This is a genomic window from Paenibacillus sp. FSL L8-0663, assembly GCF_038008125.1.
GTDB classification, from domain to species: Bacteria; Bacillota; Bacilli; order Paenibacillales; family Paenibacillaceae; genus Paenibacillus; species Paenibacillus polymyxa_D.
Genome location: NZ_JBBOYM010000001.1, coordinates 68,201 through 86,261, shown reverse-complemented (window position 1 = coordinate 86,261; position 18,061 = coordinate 68,201). Strand labels below are relative to the sequence as shown.

The 18,061-nt window shown below is 46.2% G+C and carries 17 protein-coding genes; all 17 read right to left on the bottom strand.

Annotated features, from left to right (window positions below; genetic code table 11):
* Positions 1–15 precede the first annotated feature (15 nt).
* The 17 genes from MKY75_RS00405 to cysK all read right to left on the bottom strand — a co-directional run bounded on the left by MKY75_RS00405 (position 16) and on the right by cysK (position 17,891).
* A complete protein-coding gene (locus MKY75_RS00405; RefSeq protein ID WP_340883972.1) occupies positions 16–1,716 on the bottom strand; it encodes a thiamine pyrophosphate-binding protein in 1,701 nt (566 codons plus the stop codon).
* On the bottom strand, positions 1,713–2,936 hold the full coding sequence (locus MKY75_RS00400; RefSeq protein ID WP_069011242.1) for an aldehyde dehydrogenase family protein: 1,224 nt from the start codon (positions 2,934–2,936) through the stop codon (positions 1,713–1,715). Before MKY75_RS00400 ends, MKY75_RS00405 begins: the two co-directional genes overlap by 4 nt.
* Before the next feature lie 44 nt (positions 2,937–2,980).
* A complete protein-coding gene (locus MKY75_RS00395; protein ID WP_340883970.1) occupies positions 2,981–4,441 on the bottom strand; it encodes a class I adenylate-forming enzyme family protein in 1,461 nt (486 codons plus the stop codon).
* A gap of 12 nt (positions 4,442–4,453) precedes the next feature.
* A complete protein-coding gene (gene fabI, locus MKY75_RS00390; RefSeq protein WP_029514642.1) occupies positions 4,454–5,224 on the bottom strand; it encodes an enoyl-ACP reductase FabI in 771 nt (256 codons plus the stop codon).
* 462 nt (positions 5,225–5,686) lie between these two features.
* Entirely contained in the window at positions 5,687–6,220 is a 534-nt protein-coding gene (locus MKY75_RS00385; RefSeq protein ID WP_165150706.1) for a hypothetical protein, read from the bottom strand.
* Positions 6,221–6,513: 293 nt separating this feature from the next.
* On the bottom strand, positions 6,514–7,851 hold the full coding sequence (locus tag MKY75_RS00380; protein ID WP_209950324.1) for a TrkH family potassium uptake protein: 1,338 nt from the start codon (positions 7,849–7,851) through the stop codon (positions 6,514–6,516).
* 85 nt (positions 7,852–7,936) lie between these two features.
* Positions 7,937–9,463: a lysine--tRNA ligase gene (lysS, locus tag MKY75_RS00375; protein WP_340883969.1), complete on the bottom strand. Its 1,527-nt coding sequence runs from the start codon at positions 9,461–9,463 to the stop codon at positions 7,937–7,939.
* A 110-nt stretch (positions 9,464–9,573) separates the two neighbouring features.
* On the bottom strand, positions 9,574–10,050 hold the full coding sequence (gene greA / locus MKY75_RS00370) for a transcription elongation factor GreA (RefSeq protein WP_013308160.1): 477 nt from the start codon (positions 10,048–10,050) through the stop codon (positions 9,574–9,576).
* Positions 10,051–10,264: 214 nt separating this feature from the next.
* Positions 10,265–11,293 carry a tRNA dihydrouridine synthase DusB gene (dusB, locus tag MKY75_RS00365; protein WP_165150712.1) on the bottom strand — a complete coding sequence of 343 codons (1,029 nt, stop codon included), beginning with the start codon at positions 11,291–11,293 and terminating at the stop codon, positions 10,265–10,267.
* Positions 11,294–11,337: 44 nt separating this feature from the next.
* Positions 11,338–11,538, bottom strand: a complete 201-nt coding sequence (locus tag MKY75_RS00360; RefSeq protein ID WP_185156379.1) for a helix-turn-helix domain-containing protein — start codon at positions 11,536–11,538, stop codon at positions 11,338–11,340.
* Complete coding sequence (folK, locus tag MKY75_RS00355; protein WP_029514636.1) at positions 11,490–12,038, bottom strand: 2-amino-4-hydroxy-6-hydroxymethyldihydropteridine diphosphokinase; 549 nt, start codon at positions 12,036–12,038, stop codon at positions 11,490–11,492. Before folK ends, MKY75_RS00360 begins: the two co-directional genes overlap by 49 nt.
* Positions 12,039–12,047: 9 nt before the next feature.
* Positions 12,048–12,410, bottom strand: a complete 363-nt coding sequence (folB, locus tag MKY75_RS00350; protein ID WP_013368705.1) for a dihydroneopterin aldolase — start codon at positions 12,408–12,410, stop codon at positions 12,048–12,050.
* A 449-nt stretch (positions 12,411–12,859) separates the two neighbouring features.
* On the bottom strand, positions 12,860–13,726 hold the full coding sequence (gene folP / locus MKY75_RS00345; protein WP_165150714.1) for a dihydropteroate synthase: 867 nt from the start codon (positions 13,724–13,726) through the stop codon (positions 12,860–12,862).
* On the bottom strand, positions 13,723–14,619 hold the full coding sequence (locus MKY75_RS00340) for an aminotransferase class IV (RefSeq protein ID WP_029514633.1): 897 nt from the start codon (positions 14,617–14,619) through the stop codon (positions 13,723–13,725). The genes folP and MKY75_RS00340 overlap by 4 nt, the downstream gene beginning before the upstream one ends.
* A 3-nt stretch (positions 14,620–14,622) precedes the next feature.
* On the bottom strand, positions 14,623–15,198 hold the full coding sequence (gene pabA, locus MKY75_RS00335; RefSeq protein WP_029514632.1) for an aminodeoxychorismate/anthranilate synthase component II: 576 nt from the start codon (positions 15,196–15,198) through the stop codon (positions 14,623–14,625).
* A 5-nt stretch (positions 15,199–15,203) separates the two neighbouring features.
* A complete protein-coding gene (locus tag MKY75_RS00330; protein WP_340883967.1) occupies positions 15,204–16,826 on the bottom strand; it encodes an anthranilate synthase component I family protein in 1,623 nt (540 codons plus the stop codon).
* Positions 16,827–16,952: 126 nt separating this feature from the next.
* Positions 16,953–17,891: a cysteine synthase A gene (cysK, locus tag MKY75_RS00325; RefSeq protein WP_029514630.1), complete on the bottom strand. Its 939-nt coding sequence runs from the start codon at positions 17,889–17,891 to the stop codon at positions 16,953–16,955.
* Positions 17,892–18,061 lie beyond the last annotated feature (170 nt).

Here is an 18,061-nt window from a genome sequence, read left to right as displayed (position 1 = left end):
CGTCCTTCGTTGAAATTAATTCTTGGAAGCCTGTTGCTCGTAGAGAGGAAAGTCGCCATACACATGACTGATTTTTTCATGCACATCCGCAAGATCAGCATATACCTCGACGACCACAAGCTTGTTCTCCTGATACTTTTGCCAAGCAAGCTGAAGCTGTTCCCGTGCCTCTCCCTTACTCCGAATTGCAAGGCTTTCCACAAACTCGTACTGAGGAATTTGAATTCCTGTCTTGGCCGCCTCAGAAACAAACGGGAGGGACTGCCCTGTGAGATGCTTATAATTCATCTGATTCTGTAACCAACCATACCCACCATTATTGAGTACGACATAGATTAATGGTATTTGATACTCCACCGCCGTCATAAAATCCGAACAGAAGAGATTGAACGCACCGTCACCTACAAGTGCCACTACTGGACGTTGTGTTGCCACGCTTGCTCCCAGAGCAGCCGCCGCACCGAATCCAAGACTCGTTTGATCACTAGGAACAATCGAAAGAGAGCCTTGGGCAAAGCGGAAATATGGATAAAAATAGGACCACATATCCTGCAATCCATTCTCTTGAAGAAGCACCAGATTTTCGGGGAACTCCGTCTGAATGATTTCCAACAGCTCAGGAACGTGGATCCCAGGAGCCTTTTGCAATTCCTCCAGATAGATAGCCCTATGAGAAAAAGCCTTCTCTTTACAGCTCCTGATTGTTTCAAGCCACACTCCATCAGGCTTCTGCCCTAGCCGATCATGCCATTGCTCCACTGCTGCATATCCATCACCAAGCACTTTGATACCCCTGTATTCGTGTGCAAAATCCTCCAGATTTACATTGACTTGAATCAAAGGTGTATCCTGTAGCAGAATATCCCACTCGAACGTAGCCGTTTCTTCCAAGCGGCTGCCCAGTGTGATCACCACATCAGATTCCTTCCAGATTTGTCTTAGACTGAGATCCGTATAGAGTCCGGCAACACCGCAGAAAAGTTCGTGTTCTTCATCCACTACACCCCGTCCCGAGGCAGTTGCGAACAAGGCCGCTCCATGTTGGTGAGCGAACCGCTCAATCACATCACCTGTACCTGACTTCATTCCCCCTCCGACTAGAATGAGCGGCCTGCGCGCCGTCTTTATAATCGCCCAAGCCGCATCCAACTCCCGACGAGACGGAGAGCACGACAGCTTTTCTGGTGGGGTAAACTGAAGCCCTGTTGGCACAGGCTGGTCCATCAGGTTTTCAGGGAGTTCGATATAGACAGGACCCGGTGCTCCATTGATAGCCAAAAAGGCAGCCCGCTCCATCGCCCATACAAGCCGATCCACATGCTCGACACGATAAGCCCATTTTACGAGCGGCTTCACGAGTGAAATTTGATCGGCTTCCTGAAAGGATCGGGTACCCAGCTTGTCTCCGCCAGTACCAAGCGCCAGAAGCAGGAGCGGAGCGCCCAGGTTCTTGGCTTCCAGCAGCCCTGTAAGTGTATTACTGAGCGCAGGGCCTTTCCCCACAACACATACGGACATCTGGTTGGTGGTGAGCGCATAACCTGCTGCCATGAACACAGCATTACGTTGATCTTTGCACAAAATAAAATCCATACCGGATGAGGGGAGTGACGATACGATTTTGAGATCATCACTTGGTAATCCAAAGAGATGCTGAACCCCAGCCGATTTTAAGTAGCCAATAATGGCATCCCAGGGGAAGAAGCTCGCAGTCATACCAAACTCCTCTTTTCCGACAAATATTCTGCGACAATTTCTGAAATCAAGATCGGCTTCGAAATGAGCTTGAAATCGTAAAAAATATAGTTCGACATCGTGCCGTAGCCACCAAAAGGCTTATTGCCTTGATCCACATCCTCAAGCGTCTGATTAATGGTCAATGTGTGCTTCTTTCGTAGAACGTCAGTCAGGTGCTCCGATCCGTATAAGCTGCAACCCATTGCACGTTCACTGAAATAACTGGAGGAAATACGCTTGATCAGTTGCTCGTCGTCTTGGTAGCTAACTACATTGAAGACTGGCGAAAAATACTCAATAATCTCCAGATTCTGATCCAATTCACTATATACAACCGTTGGCTCCATCTTTTTCGTACGGAAATCAATGCCGCCGCCGTAAATAATAAATTTGTCGTTCGTGTTAAAATACTCAGAAACCGAATATAGCGTGTCTTTGTAGAATATAGGGGTATAGTTTGCGTTCGGATCATTGTTGGCTCCAAACACGAGTTGGTCAAGCTGTTGAATCAGCAGATCTTTGAAATGCTCACTCACATCTTGATGTACCAGAATGATGTCGGGGCCTAGGCAGTCTTGTCCAGAGTTGAACAATCTCATTCGGATTACATCGGTAACCGCCAGCTCCAGATCTGCATCAGGCCCGATAATGAAAGGATTTAGCCCTTGTCCGTAAAAAATGTAGAGCTGATCTTTTCGAATCTGTTTTTTGATCTTCTCTGCATTGGTATAGCTTCCGGTGAACACCACAATATCAGCTGGCATAACGGAATTCTCCATGAACACCTTCTGGCTAACTTTACGAATATAGATGGGTAATCCATGTACAGCCTGAAGCTTTTCATGCAGCATGTTGACGTACTCATTTACGTGAGAAGAAGGGCGAAAGTCTATATTTTCAACGTACAGGGACGGAATCAAAAGGTATAATGCATAGGAGTATAAAATGACGTTGGAAGGCATGAATACAGCCATAGATCGTTGCCGACTTGGCTGATAGGTCTGCACTTCTTGCAGAGCACCTTGAAGTGTGAGGATCGTGGAGTCAATTTCTGCATTGGCGGCCCGATAGGATGAAAATTGCGTGAGAATATCCATCACTTCCTGCCGATTTTCAATCAAATAATTGAGGCATTTCAGAATAGATTCATGCCTTTCCAAAAACAGTGTGTTTTCTGCCAATTCTGGATTTATATTCATGGCACATTCTCCCTTTCCTATATGCGATTTTGGTAAATATCTTGCTATACCTTGCGAGAAGCAACTTTTCCCAGGGCAATACGCTCCATCTCCAAACGATCCACTTTTCCATTGCGATTTAAAGGAAAGTGGTCAAGCGGAAGCAAAAGATCGGGAAACATGTATGAAGGGAGCACACGATTTATTTCTTTGCGGAGTACAGACAAGGCTTGCAAGGATTCGCCTTCGATGAAGGCAACAAGTAATGTCCCTTTAGCCTCATCCTCCAAGGTGATCACGCAGGATCGGTAACCTAACGAACCAATCCGGTCCTCAATATAGACCGGAGATACCATATAGCCCATCCGGTTGACCGTCTTGCCGCTGCGTCCAATGACATACAGCATTCCGTCATCCAGATAGCCCAGATCCCCCGTCTTGAACCAACCGTCCTGTAGAACGGATTGCGTCAGGTCTGGACGATTCAGATAACCTTCCATGCATCCAGCACTGCGTATCCACACTTCGCCTACGACACCGTCCGTCTGCTGTTTGCCTGTAGAATCTAGTATTTTCAAATCCACACCAGGTAATGGTAGTCCACAACCCTTCGGACACTCTAGCGTCCCCAGCGTAACGTTGCCCAGTTCAGAAAGACCGTAACCATTCAGCAGGGGCTGTCCAAATATGTTGTTAAATTTCTCTTCAAGGTCTTGGGTAAGTGGAGAACCGCCTACGCACCACATGCGCACCGGGGCTTCCTTGACCATTTCCAGTTGTTCGGGTTTTCGGTTTAGCATACGCAACAAGGTGTAAAAAGCAGAGGGGTTAGCATCTACGACCGTCGCCCGGTCTTTCGTAATACTTGCAATGACGCTCCAGAGGTTTTTTGGATTGCAGATGATGAGAGAACATGAGGTTAACCACCAGGAGAAGATAAGTGAGATTCCATAAAAATGAGAGAATGGCACAACGGGGAGCATATGGTCAGACGGTAGGTAGTTCATGGCGTGTATGGAATGCCTGATATTCTCCATAAAAGCTGAACCAGCTTTCACGATTCCCTTGGGTTTTCCCGTCGTACCTGAAGAATACAGAATGAGCGCATCTGGCCTCTCGCACCACTTGTTAAAGTCGAGGGCTTCGAGCTTTGGCTCTCCCACCCAATCCGGATGTGCTGTTTCTTCTTGAATCAAATCTTGAATCAGAATAACGAGAGCATGAGGAAGTTCTAAATCGGAATCCGTAAGGATACAACAGGCACCTGCTTCATCATAAATTTGGGCCACCTCATCGAGCACAGTCTGCTCGTCCACCACAGTCACCGAAACAGCGATATTGCACAGGGAGAACAGAGACACAACAAACCAATAAGAATTGGCCGCTTTCAGAATCACTCTACCGTCTTCGGGAATGCCTCTGAGAGTCAACATCCGGGAGAAGATCGTAACGTCTCGCTCCAGACGCTCCCTGGTCATAATTCCTTCAGGTGAGATAATCCGGCAATCCGTATGCGTAATAAGCACAACGTTCCCTCCTTACATCCCCGTAATATGGTATCCAGCATCTACATGGATAACTTCACCCGTAATGCCTCTCGATAAATGGGAAAATAGGAATAACGCCGTATCTCCGACTTCAGACGTATCAACCGTCTTGCGTAGGGGCGTAGTTTCTTCAATATGTTTGAGCATTGTGTTAAAATCCTTAATGCCATAGGCAGCCAAAGTCCGTATCGGACCAGCGGAAATCGCATTTACACGAATGCCATATGTGCCCAGATCATTCGACAGATAACGCATGCTGGCTTCCAGTGAAGCCTTCGCCACACCCATAACATTGTAATTTTTGATCGCTCGTTCTGCGCCAATATACGTCATGGTGACGATACTCCCACCCTCTGTCATCAGTGGGTACACTCGACGGGATACAGCAGCCAAGGAATAGGCGCTGATTTCTTGTGCAACGGCGAATCCCTCGCGAGAAGTGTCAACGAACAAGCCATCCAAATCCTCAGCCTTAGCATAGGCGACACTGTGAAAATAACCATGCAACACGCCTACTTTTTCTTTTAGAAAATCCGCCAATGCATCAAGCTCTTCATTGCTTTGTACATCGCAAGGACAGACCAGTGCTCCCGGAATAGTTTCAGCAAGCTTTAGTACCCGCTCTGCAACCCTCTCATTTTCGTAAGTAAAAATGAGTTGTGCCCCTTCAGCAGCTAAAGATTGAGCTGTCCCCCAAGCAATACTCCTGTTATTAGCCACGCCCATAATCAAAATGTTCTTACCGCTCAGTAGTACTGCCACAGAAACCACCTTTCTTTTTTTACATTATTAAACAAAATAACAACTTAATTGCGTATGTCTACATTTATAGACATATGTAATCTTTCCTGGAATATTATCGCGTTAATTGCCAAACTTAGATAGGCGACGTTTTAGGCAAATCACAAAATTTATTTTAAAATTTGTGTAACACATCATGTATGCTGTCTGTCATCTCACAAAAAATAATTGTGTTGCTTCTGTTGGTCTGTGTTCAAATCGAAAGGGATACATGTGTGTGAAAAAAGATAGCGAGGCGAAAATAAGGTGACTGTCAAAGTAAGTTAAACATAAAATCCGCATATTTTTGTAAATATTTACATTCCGATGACAGACTCACCCCACTACCGGAAGTAACCACTTCATTTTCACCAACAATGACTCTCCCGATTTGAACATCCTGAGTGACCAGCCAGATATCATCTAAGTGTAAAACCTTAACCTTTATAGACTACGCTTTTGTTTTTTGGGAGCTAAAGTATAGCTAAAGGAGACAACAAAGTCGATTACCAGAACGATCGCCCATGTTTGCATAATGCCCTCCAAAGACGCCGTACGCTGTGGATCATCAACATACACAATGATGGCGAGCAACAAAGCATTACCTATAGCCCAGCCCAAAAGGTGAAGCAACCAACCTATCCGTTCCTCTTTTGCATGAGCAGCACCATACTTGCGTTCAGGCTTGGGTCCCTTACCAAACCAATGGGAGAACCGTACATCCGCCCACTTAATTAACCTATGACCAAATGCTACTGTAATACCAAAATAACAGGCCGCCAAGCCAGTAGCAGTCGTAATCTCCATGCCACTTTTCACCGTGATAAACACCGCAATTAGTAGCAGGATATCAATAATGGGGGTAAATAGTAAAAGAAGGCCGCCTAACTTCTTCAAGCCAAACATATACCTTGCGATCAAGCCTGCAACAACAAAAACCCAAAATAAAACTTCGGCACTAATAATAAATAAATACATAATAGATGATTCCTTTCAAATTAGAAATTGGTATTCACCTCAACTATCCCCCTTTCATGCCCACTATCATACAATATTATACATAATATTCCTAGTATTTTGTCTATAATTACATAAAAGGAAACAAATAGCCGTTTTTTCTGCAAAAAACAGTATCTGTTCAAACTATTTCGTCTTGTTCTCAAAATGGGCATTTTTCATGATATGCTACCCATAAAGAATTATGATGATCTGAAATGAAAAAAGATGTACCTATGCTAATCAGCACGGGTACATCTTTTTTCACCGATACACTATCCAATTACAATATGCCCTTCGGGACGACGGTACAATGTCTTGGTCGAGCGGGGACGAATGGCATAGGCAATCGTAAGAGGACCAATCCGACCAATAAACATGGTCACACAAATAATCAGCTTGCCTGCGTCAGACAATCCTGGCGTCACTCCTACAGACAACCCTACCGTTCCGATTGCGGAAGCAGCCTCAAATGCAAGGGAGAGAAATGGGGCATCCTCTGTCATTAAGAGCAGTATAACCACAATCGAGAATATAAATAGAGCCAGTACAATAATAGTAAGCGCTCGCATCATGATATCTTTGGGGACCCTATGACGGAAAAATACAATTTCCTTCTGTCCTCGCATGACGGCGATTAGCGCACCTACCATAAGCAGAAACGTAGTCGTTTTGATTCCTCCTCCCGTGGAGCCCGGAGAAGCACCGATAATCATCAGCAACATAATAAAAAACTGACTTGCCTGCCTTAACCCGCTGATATCGACTGTGCTCGTACCTGATGATCTCGTGGAGACCGATTGAAAGACAGCTCCATATACTTTGCCTTCCCAGTTCAGCGCACCCAAGGTTCGTGCATTGGTAAACTCAAAAATAAATAAAACCAGCGCACCAATCACAATGAGCGCTCCCGACACGCTTAGCACCATTTTGGAGTGTAGAGATAGTCTCCGGGTACGGCGAAAATCGAACAAATCGCTAAGTACAAGGAAACCCAAGCCTCCTGATATAACGAGCACAGATGCAATCATATTGAAAACAAAATCTCCAGCGTACTGTTGGAAGCTAGTCCCGAACAGATCGAATCCCCCGTTATTAAAGAGGGATACGGAATGGAATATTCCATAATAGATCGCTTGTCCGACAGGCATCTCTCGCATCCACCGCAAAGCCAAGACAACGGCAGCTATCGCCTCAATGGTAAAAGAAAAGATCAGCACCTTGCGAATAATACGCACGATCCCTTCCATGCTATCGGCATTAATAGCCTCCTTAAGCAGCAACCGATCCTTCAGCGATAATCGCCGCCCCAATAACAGCGCAAACAAGGTCGCTAAGGTCATAAACCCCAGCCCGCCTAGCTGCATCAGCACCAAAATGACGGTTTCGCCAAACATCGTATACGTTGAATCGACGTCAACGACGACCAGTCCTGTGACACAAGCGGCTGAGACGGACGTAAAAAGCGAATCAATCCAATGCGGAGCATGACCACTATGATTGGCAACAGGAAGCATCAGTAGCAAAGTACCCAATGCAATAATCAATAAATATCCAATGACCAATATAAAAGGAGGCGATGCGAACCGACTAAGCTTGACGCTGCGTTTCATTAGAGTATTCTCTCCATCCGTTCTTATGAAAAAGAGGAACAAGACACGGGAAACCCGGCTGATCCTCTATATTCATAATGTTATGTTATTCTACTGTACGGTTACGCATATGCGGGAAAAGCAGCACATCGCGAATGGAAGGCGCATCTGTCAGCAACATGACCAAACGATCGATGCCGATGCCCAATCCGCCTGTTGGCGGCATACCGTATTCCAAGGCGCGGATAAAGTCATCATCCATTTCATGAGCCTCATCGTTACCGTGCTCACGTTCCAGCAATTGAGCTTCAAAACGTTGGCGCTGGTCGATTGGATCATTCAGCTCAGTGAACGCATTCGCATGCTCACGAGCGACCACGAACAGCTCAAAGCGATCCGTAAACCGCGGATCTTGTTCGTTTTTCTTGGCCAACGGCGAGATTTCAACCGGATGTCCCGTAATAAAGGTTGGCTGAATGAGCGTTTCTTCTACGAACTGCTCAAAGAATGCATTCAGGATATGGCCAAAGGTCATGTGCGGTTCAACCGGAACTTTATGCTCTTTCGCAAGGCGATGAGCTTCTTCATTACTCATCTGCACGCTAAAGTCTACGCCTGTTACTTCTTTAACAGCATCAACCATGGAGACTCTGCGCCATTGCGGCGTCAGATCCACTTCCTGGCCTTGATATTGAATGTGCTGTGTGCCCAGTACTTCTTGCGCAATATGTGCAACCATGTTTTCCGTCAATTGCATGATATCTTTATAATCAGCATAAGCTTCATACAGCTCAATCATCGTAAACTCAGGGTTATGGCGGGTCGAAATACCTTCATTACGGTAAACACGACCGATCTCATATACTTTCTCCATTCCGCCGACAATTAGTCGTTTCAAATGGAGTTCAATAGCAATACGCATATAAAGCTGCATGTCCAATGCATTATGGTGCGTAACAAATGGCTTCGCTGCCGCTCCGCCAGCAATGGAATGTAATGTTGGGGTTTCAACTTCCAAATAGCCGAGCGAATCGAGATAACGACGCATGGATTGAATAATACGGGACCGTGTAATGAACGTTTTTTGTACTTCAGGGTTCATAACCAGATCGACATAGCGCTGACGGTAACGCAATTCAACATCCTTCAGACCATGATATTTCTCTGGTAATGGATACAAGGATTTGGACAAGACCTCAATATCCAGCACTTTGATTGTCGTTTCGCCTGTTTTGGTCTTAAAGAGCACACCCTTAACACCAACAATATCGCCCAGATCCAAAATACCAAATGCTTTATATTTGGATTCAGGAACCGTATCTTGACGAACATAAATTTGAATACGTCCGCTAAGATCCTGTATATGAGCAAAGCTGGCTTTTCCCATAACACGTTTAGCCATAATACGGCCTGCTATGCTAACTTCAATATTCTTTTCTTCCAGTTCTTCCTTAGTCAAACTGTCATACTTGCTCAGTAGTACGCCCGCTTCAGCTGTGCGTATGTATTTGCGTCCAAAAGGATCAATGCCCAATGAGCGAAGCTCGTCCAATTTGGCACGACGAATTTGCAATAATTCACTTAATTCCTCGCGTTTTTCTTGTGTTTCCTGGTTAGTAGTTTCATCCGACATGGTGCTAAATCAGCTCCTTCAATATGAATAGACGGGCCGGGGTCCGTCCGGGTGTAGAGAAAAAAAGCTTCCACAAGGAAGCTTTTACATTAAATTCCAAAGTCCGTGTCTTATTTCTTGATATCCACGATTTTATATTGAATAACGCCTGCTGGAACGGTGACATCCACAACAGTTCCCTTTTTCTTACCGAGAATTGCCTTGCCAACCGGACTTTCATTCGAAATCTTGTTCTGTAGCGGGTCGGATTCGGCAGAACCTACGATAGCATACTCTGTAATATCTCCGAATTCCAAATCTTCAACAGTCACAGTTGCGCCTACTCCCACAACATCGGTGTCAATTTCATCACTATTGATAATGCGGGCATTGCGTAGCATCTTTTCCAACGTAATTACACGGCCTTCAATAAAGGCCTGCTCATTCTTCGCATCCTCATATTCGGAGTTTTCACTAATATCTCCGTATCCGATGGCTACCTTAATCCGTTCAGCCACTTCGCGGCGTTTGACAGACTTTAAGTTCTCAAGCTCATCTTCGAGCTTTCTAAGACCTTCCTGTGTCAGAATGACTTCTTTATCGCTCATCTTAACCGATTCTCCTGTCATGGGAAAAGTTTAAAAGTGCATCGGAATGCACGCTTTCAAAACATAATATGCCACTCTGAGGGAATGAGAACATTTCCTGCTGTTGTCTTGAGAGCTGCACACAATTTGTAGCATACATCAAGATTTTATACTGAACGATTATAGGGCAAGCAATTGGAAAAGTCAATCGCACGCACAGGCAGGAACAGCTTCCTTATTGCGCAACAGCAGCAGGAGATGCAGCACTTGTAAAAGGCTCATCGTTTTCTACCATGTGCAATTGAGATACAAATTGATCCAAAATACGTACCATATCGTCGCGCTTTGTTTCTTCCATAATGACATCCTTAATACGTGCTGAACCTTTAAGCCCCTTGAGGTACCAAGCCAGATGCTTGCGCATTTCACGAACAGCTACTGCTTCACCCTTCAAAGCAACCAGACGATCCATATGCAGAATGGCAATACGAATTTTTTCTTCCGGTGCAGGATCGGGCAACAGCTCACCTGTTTGCAAGTACTCAATCGTACGATAGAGCATCCACGGATTCCCCAGAGCACCGCGTCCGATCATAACGCCATCACAATTGGTCAAATCCAGCATACGGCGAGCATCTTCCGGTGATGCCACATCGCCATTTCCAATTACAGGAATGGAAACTGCTTCTTTAACTTCTTTTATAATATCCCAATTCGCAAGTCCCGTATACAGTTGCTCCCGTGTACGGCCATGTACGCTAACGGCCTGTCCTCCGGCACGTTCAACAGCGCGAGCGTTCTCTACGGCATAAATATGCTCACTATCCCAACCAATACGCATTTTCACAGTAACCGGCTTGTTTACTGATTCCACTACCGCCGATACCATTTCATAAATCTTGTTTGGATCGAGCAGCCAACGAGCACCTGCATCACATTTGGTCACTTTGGGAACCGGGCAACCCATATTGATATCAATAATATCTGCATTCGTTTCCTGATCTACGACCTTCGCTGCTTCCACCAGAGTTTCACGGTCGCCTCCGAAAATTTGCAAGCTAAGCGGCTTCTCGCGCTCATCTACAAACAGCATCTCACGTGTACGCTTGTTGCCGTGAATGATCGCCTTATCACTAACCATCTCTGCACATACCAAGCCTGTACCGAATTCCTTGGCGATCAGGCGAAAAGCAGGGTTGCACACGCCTGCCATCGGAGCCAGAACGACTTGGTTTTTCATTTCAATACCGCCGATTTTCAACATATCTGTTCACCCCTTTATTCTTTCTTTTGTATCATTATTTATCGTCATTCCGTCAGTTCCCGGACTTCAATTTCTAGCGTTTGGGCGATAATGTTCAGCATGTCTAAGTCTATTGTACGATTGCCTCGCTCCACAGCACCTAATACAGTCAAAGATATACCGGTACGCTCTGCCAACTCCTGCTGTGTGAACCCTTTTAGTTTCCGAAAGGCGCGGAGTCGTTGCGCCAGCTGCATGTTTTCCAAAGCTGTATGCCGTCCTTTCCATCCACAGAATTCAATGCAGTATGCACGATACTGTACAGACCGGACGGATCTTGGTTCGGAACGATGTCAGCCAAGGGAACCAGTACAAAAGCACGCTCCAACATGCGAGGGTGAGGAAGCTCCAAATCCGGTGTAGCCAGTTGTGCCGCTCCCATCCATAACAAGTCCAGATCAATGGTTCGTGGACCATTAGGAATATGTCTTACTCTCCCCAGACGACTCTCCACCTCCAGCATATATACCAGAAGCTCCTCTGGAGCAAGTGTTGTAGATAGGGCTACCGTCATGTTCAAAAAAGAAGGTTGATCCAGATACCCAACAGGCTCTGTTTCGTACAGGCTGGAGCACCGTATTACCCGGATACCCGGATGTTCGTCCAGCGCCGTAATGGCTTCATACAGGGTATGCTCGCGCTCCCCCAAATTAGCCCCTAAAGCAATATAAGCCTCTGATGCCTCAGAGGTCGAATGTGCATTCATGTATCGTTCCTACTTTCTTGCGCGATAAAGCTCAACCGTCACGCCTTGAAAATGAATATCAAATGGCGGATGCGGCTTCGTGACTTTGACAGTCAGTGCATTGACACTAGTATAAGTGTCCAGTAGGGAAGATGCAATACGTTCGCCCAAAGCTTCAATCAATTGGTAAGACTCCTTTTCTACAATATCTTTAACGGTGTAATGCACCTCGGCGTAATTAACCGTTTTGTCCAAAGCATCCTGCTCACCCGCTTCACGCAGATCAAGCTCCAGTTCCAAATCAATATAGTAACGTTGTCCCAGCTTACGTTCCTCTGGAAAAACGCCATGATATCCGTAATACTCCATACGATGCAATTTCATTTTATCCATTGTGGGTAGGCCCCCTGTTATTTATTAGATTTTTCTAAATAAGCTCAACTAAAGGTGTACACGCGGCACCACTACGCGGTCGGATGGTACTTCCCATCGCTGTTGTGCCCAGATTTCCTTATATTAGGATAAAATGGTTGGAATCCTGGCACAAAGGCGACCGCTTCGCTTGTACAGCACCATTCCGTCCACTTCGTTTTCGTTCTACTATTTTTTCCGTTCTTCTTACATTAATTTCTCTCTAAAAAATACAGTGACTTTATGGTGCGTTGTAGCGGAATGAAGGATTTGAATCCGGAGAAGCGTAGCGCTCGCCTCCAAAGCTTTTCAAGGAAAAGCTACATCGTAAGCATATACTCAACGGGATTCCTACAGTCATATGTTTTACCAATTCAAAAGAATCCCGTTGCAACAGCGATCACAGGATCAAATCATTCATGAAGCGTCTCCTAACCACCATAACTCAGTGCATTTTTAGACCCGTACACCATCGCATCACACATACGTACGGTGCGCTTGATTTGCGCCACATCGTGTACACGCACAATCTGGCACCCTTGAGCAATGCCAAAAGCAACAGTAGCCGCCGTGCCCTCCACCACATCATTCACAGGCAAATCCAGTGCTGTACGAATAAATCTTTTGCGCGACGTAGCCAATAACAGCGGAAAGCCCAGCTGACCCAATCTATCGAGAGAAGTCATGGCATGAATATTTTCATCGTAATCCTTGGCAAAACCGATACCTGGGTCTAAAATGATCTGTTCCTCACGTACCCCCGCATCCAGCGCTAATCGGATACTCTCTTTTAAATCGGACAGCATATCAGAAACTAAATCACTATAGTTACGGTCATGACGATTATGCATCAAAATGACCGGGCAATCGAATTCCGAAGCTACACGTGCCATATCAGGGTCTGCCTTAAACCCCCACACATCATTAATGATATGTGCGCCAGCTTCGAGTGCCTTTCTGGCTACTTCAGCTTTGTAAGTATCTACAGATAATGGAATGTGCGGTGCGATACGATGGATGGCCTGAACGACCGGAATGACCCGAGCCAGCTCCTCTTCCACACCTACTGGATCATGACCGGGACGGGTAGACTCCCCGCCAATGTCAATGATATCGGCTCCATCTTCCACCAGCTTCAATGCATGTAAAACAGCAATCTCCGGGTTATAATGTAATCCTCCATCGGAAAATGAATCCGGGGTCACATTCAGTATACCCATGATCTGTGTGGAATGTCCGAGTGTAAGCTCGGCATCCCCCATTCGGTAACTACGTTGATAAAGGGTCGGTATGTTCACTTGATCCCTGCTTTCTGTCTATAATCGTGCAACAGCAAAGCTGTTATGGACCTGGGCTGCGTCAAGGGAACCGAAAAATGATTCGTTGTTCCTCCCGGCTCCAACAACAAATCCACGGGCCGTATTTCTTGTATAGAGTTGGTCATAAAAATTTCATCAGCCTGTTTCAACTCGTCCCAGCGGTACAGGCCCTGCTCACAAGGAATGTCTCGCAGATGCGCCAGCTCCAAAATGAATTCACGCGTAATGCCTGGCAGAATCCCTGTAGACAAGTCAGGTGTATACAGCGTATTATTCCGCACAAAGAACAGATTGCTGACCATTCCCTCTGCCAGGAAACCATTGGCCGTAAGCATCATTCCTTCAGCCTTATAACGGACAGCTTCGGCATACTGCTGAAGTTCCCGTTTCGCAAGAATATTATTCATATAATGGAGCGACTTCAAGCGAACCTCACCCTCTGGAGTGTTTCTGGGGATTCGCAACAACTGAAGCGCCGATGGGGAAGTCGATTGCCCAATTTGTGTATTGGTAGAGGGCAACGGCTTGGCAAACAAAATATGGTTGGGACGCGTATAGTCACCCGTCGGCAATCCTAGCACCTCTTCACCCGCTGATACGGTGTAGCGGATGTAGGCTTCATCCAACCCATTTGCCACCATCAGATGCTGGATGTGTTTCGTAAGCTGCTCCTCATCAGGTTGAAAAGGAATGCCGAGCATTCGGCAGCCTTCCTGTAGTCGATGCAGATGCCGATCCAGCAAGAATGGGGCGCCCTTGTAGGTGCGGAATGTTTCAAACAAGCCCATTCCGTATAAAAAGCCGTGATCACTTACGTGAACCACGGCTTTTGCGGCTTCCGTGAGGACGCCGTTGACTCCGATATATTTCATGAATCAAACGCCTACCTTGCGTTTTAGGAAATTGCGTAACAGCTGATGCCCGTAATCCGTAATAATGGATTCTGGATGGAACTGAACTCCTTCTACGGCAAATTCTTTATGCCGCAAACCCATAATTTCACCTTCTGCGGTTTCAGCGGTAATCTCTAGACACTCAGGTAGACTCTCGCGCTCTACCAGCAATGAGTGATACCGGGTTGCTGTGAACGGAGAAGGCAAGCCTTCAAATACTGACGTATTGTGATGAAGAATCGGTGAGGTTTTACCGTGCATGAGTCGTTCAGCCCGGATAACCTTACCGCCAAAAGCCTGTCCGATGGCCTGATGGCCGAGGCAAACGCCAAAAATCGGAATGCGACCTTTAAAATGGCTGATCACATCCAGTGATATCCCCGCCTCATTCGGCGTGCATGGACCCGGCGAGATCAAAATATGCTCTGGTGCCAGCTCTTCTATGCCTTTCACATCAATCTCATCGTTCCGTTTTACGATTACTTCTTCGCCAAGTTCACCCAAATACTGAACAAGATTGTACGTAAACGAATCATAATTATCAATCACCAAAATCATACGACTCACCCTCCTGTGATACCGCTTCTGCTCAAAGCGGCTTCTTCTTCACCACATTGTACCGCCTTCATGACAGCTTTGGCCTTGTTCCGACATTCCCGATATTCCCTGTACGGGTCTGAATCAATGACGATCCCCGCACCTGTCTGTAAATAGGCAGTGCTGCCTTTAACAGCTAGTGTTCTTATTATAATATTTAATTCCATATTACCGTTATAGTCAATCCATCCAAGGGACCCAGTATAAGGCCCCCGCCGGACAGGCTCTAATTCTTCGATGATTTCCATCGTGCGCACCTTGGGTGCCCCGGTAATGGTTCCGCCTGGAAAAGTAGCCGCAATTACATCTATAGCTGTACGACCTGAGGCTAACTTCCCCTCCACCTGAGAAACCAAATGCATAACGTGCGAATAATACTCGACAGTCAGCAGTTCAGGTACATGCACCGATCCGTATTCGGCAATCCGTCCGATATCGTTACGCTCCAGATCGACGAGCATAATATGCTCGGCGCGTTCTTTTTCGCTTGATAGAAGCTCCGCTGCCATAGCGGCATCTTCGTCCGGTGTTAGCCCCCTTCTTCTCGTACCTGCAATAGGTCGGGCGCTCACACGTCCATCCTCCAGCTTCACCAACAATTCTGGCGATCCACTGACGATCCGTAAATCCGGCATACGCAGCATACCCATATAAGGGGATGGATTCAGCAGACGAAGCCATTCATATATATTCTCAGGAAGGGCTGCAAGCGTACGTTGCTGACGAATCGACAAGTTAACCTGGAATACATCCCCTTGGGCAATATATTCCTGCACACGTCTTACGGCCTGTTCAAAATCTTGTTGGCTGAATGCCGCTGTCCAACCTTCAGATTCTTGATGAGCAGCCTCTAATCCTTTTTCGGACAGCCGAGCACAACGGCGAGGATGAGCTGGATCAGTCTCTCCCGCATGTATGATGTTCTTCCACTGAGTCAGCATGCGTTCTGCACGTTGGACCGCTTCGGCATAAAGTTTGCCAAGTATCGATATGGTCTCATCCACCATAAGCTCATTAGCCAAATCAGTCTGGCTACTGAATTCACCGGAGCGGGCAGGATTGGGCATATGAACAGCACAATATATGCAGGATTTTTCGTGATCATAAATCCATAACTCATTCACCCTCATCCATACATAATCAGGTATGCCCGTATCGTCTGCAGCTTGAGATGGCAAACGCTCCAACGAGCGAGCTACATCGTATCCAAGATAACCCGCAAATCCTCCAGAGAAAAAGGGCATGCCAGGTACACGCGGTGCACGGTAAGGAGCGATCCAGTTGTTCATGACTTTCAAAGGTTGACCATGTATATCTCCATGCTTCCCACTTTGCAAGTCAGTCCAAACTGCATGTTCTCCCTTGCCTTCCAATACAGCAACCGGATTTAAGGCCAGATAGGTGTACCTCCCACCTTTAGCGCTCTCCAGCAAAAAGGCATATGGCGACGAATCCTCCCAAGCCTTCCGCCACGATGACGGTAGCCCTCCCACGGGTAATGGGTACTCAGCGATATAGGGAAGTATGCTCCAGCCTTCCTCCTGCCAAACCTGCCACTGCGCCTCCGTCACTCTAGCTGTCGATTTCATCAGTGTGTGCTTCCCCTTCCCAACTTTTCAATAAGTCTACATTCTCTCCTTAAAAAGAAACCCCCACTCCCCTGCAACAGGGAAATGAGGGAATCCTTACGTATAGTATACACAATTACGACATAATTACAGCTCGAAATTGTACAGTGGTGTACTCAGGTAACGTTCTCCATTACTTGGAATAATGACAACGATCCGTTTACCCTTGCCCAATTGCTTAGCAAGTTTCAAAGCCGCATGGACAGCCGCGCCAGATGAAATACCGGACAAAATGCCCTCTTCCTTGGCCACTCTACGTGCTACCTCGAAAGCTTCGTCGTTTTCTACATGAATAATTTCATCATAGATATCACGGTTTAAAATTTCAGGAATAAAGTTGGCACCCAACCCTTGGATCTTGTGGGGTCCTGGCTTACCGCCTGCTAACAGCGGGGAAGAGGCAGGTTCTACGGCCACAACTTTAATATCAGGGAATTCTTTCTTAAGCACTTCACCGGCTCCAGAAATGGTTCCGCCAGTACCTATTCCCGCTATAAAAGCGTCCAGAGTTCCGCCAATGGAATGAATGGCTTCCACAATCTCAGGACCGGTCGTTTCACGGTGAATTTTGATATTAGCTTTGTTCTTGAACTGCTCAGCAGCAAAATAATCCGGATTTTCACTCAGCAATTCTTCCATTTTCTTAACGGACCCGTTCATGCCTTCTGATCCTGGTGTTAACACAAGTTCGGCTCCATAAGCGCGCAACAAATTACGACGCTCTATGCTCATCGTTTCTGGCATAACGATGACTGCCTTATAGCCCTTCGCAGCAGCAACCATAGCCAAGCCGATTCCTGTATTACCGCTAGTTGCTTCAATAATGGTACCGCCTGGCTTAAGCAGACCTTCACGTTCAGCTTCTTCTACCATACTAATCGCAATACGGTCTTTTACACTGGAGCCTGGGTTCTGATATTCCAGTTTCAAATAGATTTCAGCGCTATCTTCCGGTACGATCCGGTTGAGGCGAACGAGGGGGGTTTCCCCGATAAGTTCGGTGATGTTATTAACAACTTTAGCCATGATAATTCCTCCCTGACTGTAGATGATATATTAAAAAATGCGAAATCATATTGTAGATCAATCTTAGTCAATCACTTTAATTTTGTACCGTTCATTTAATTTCCGATAAAAATAGTGGGTTTTATACGCTAATCATAACAATCTTCAATTCCAATGTCAATACGAGTGAG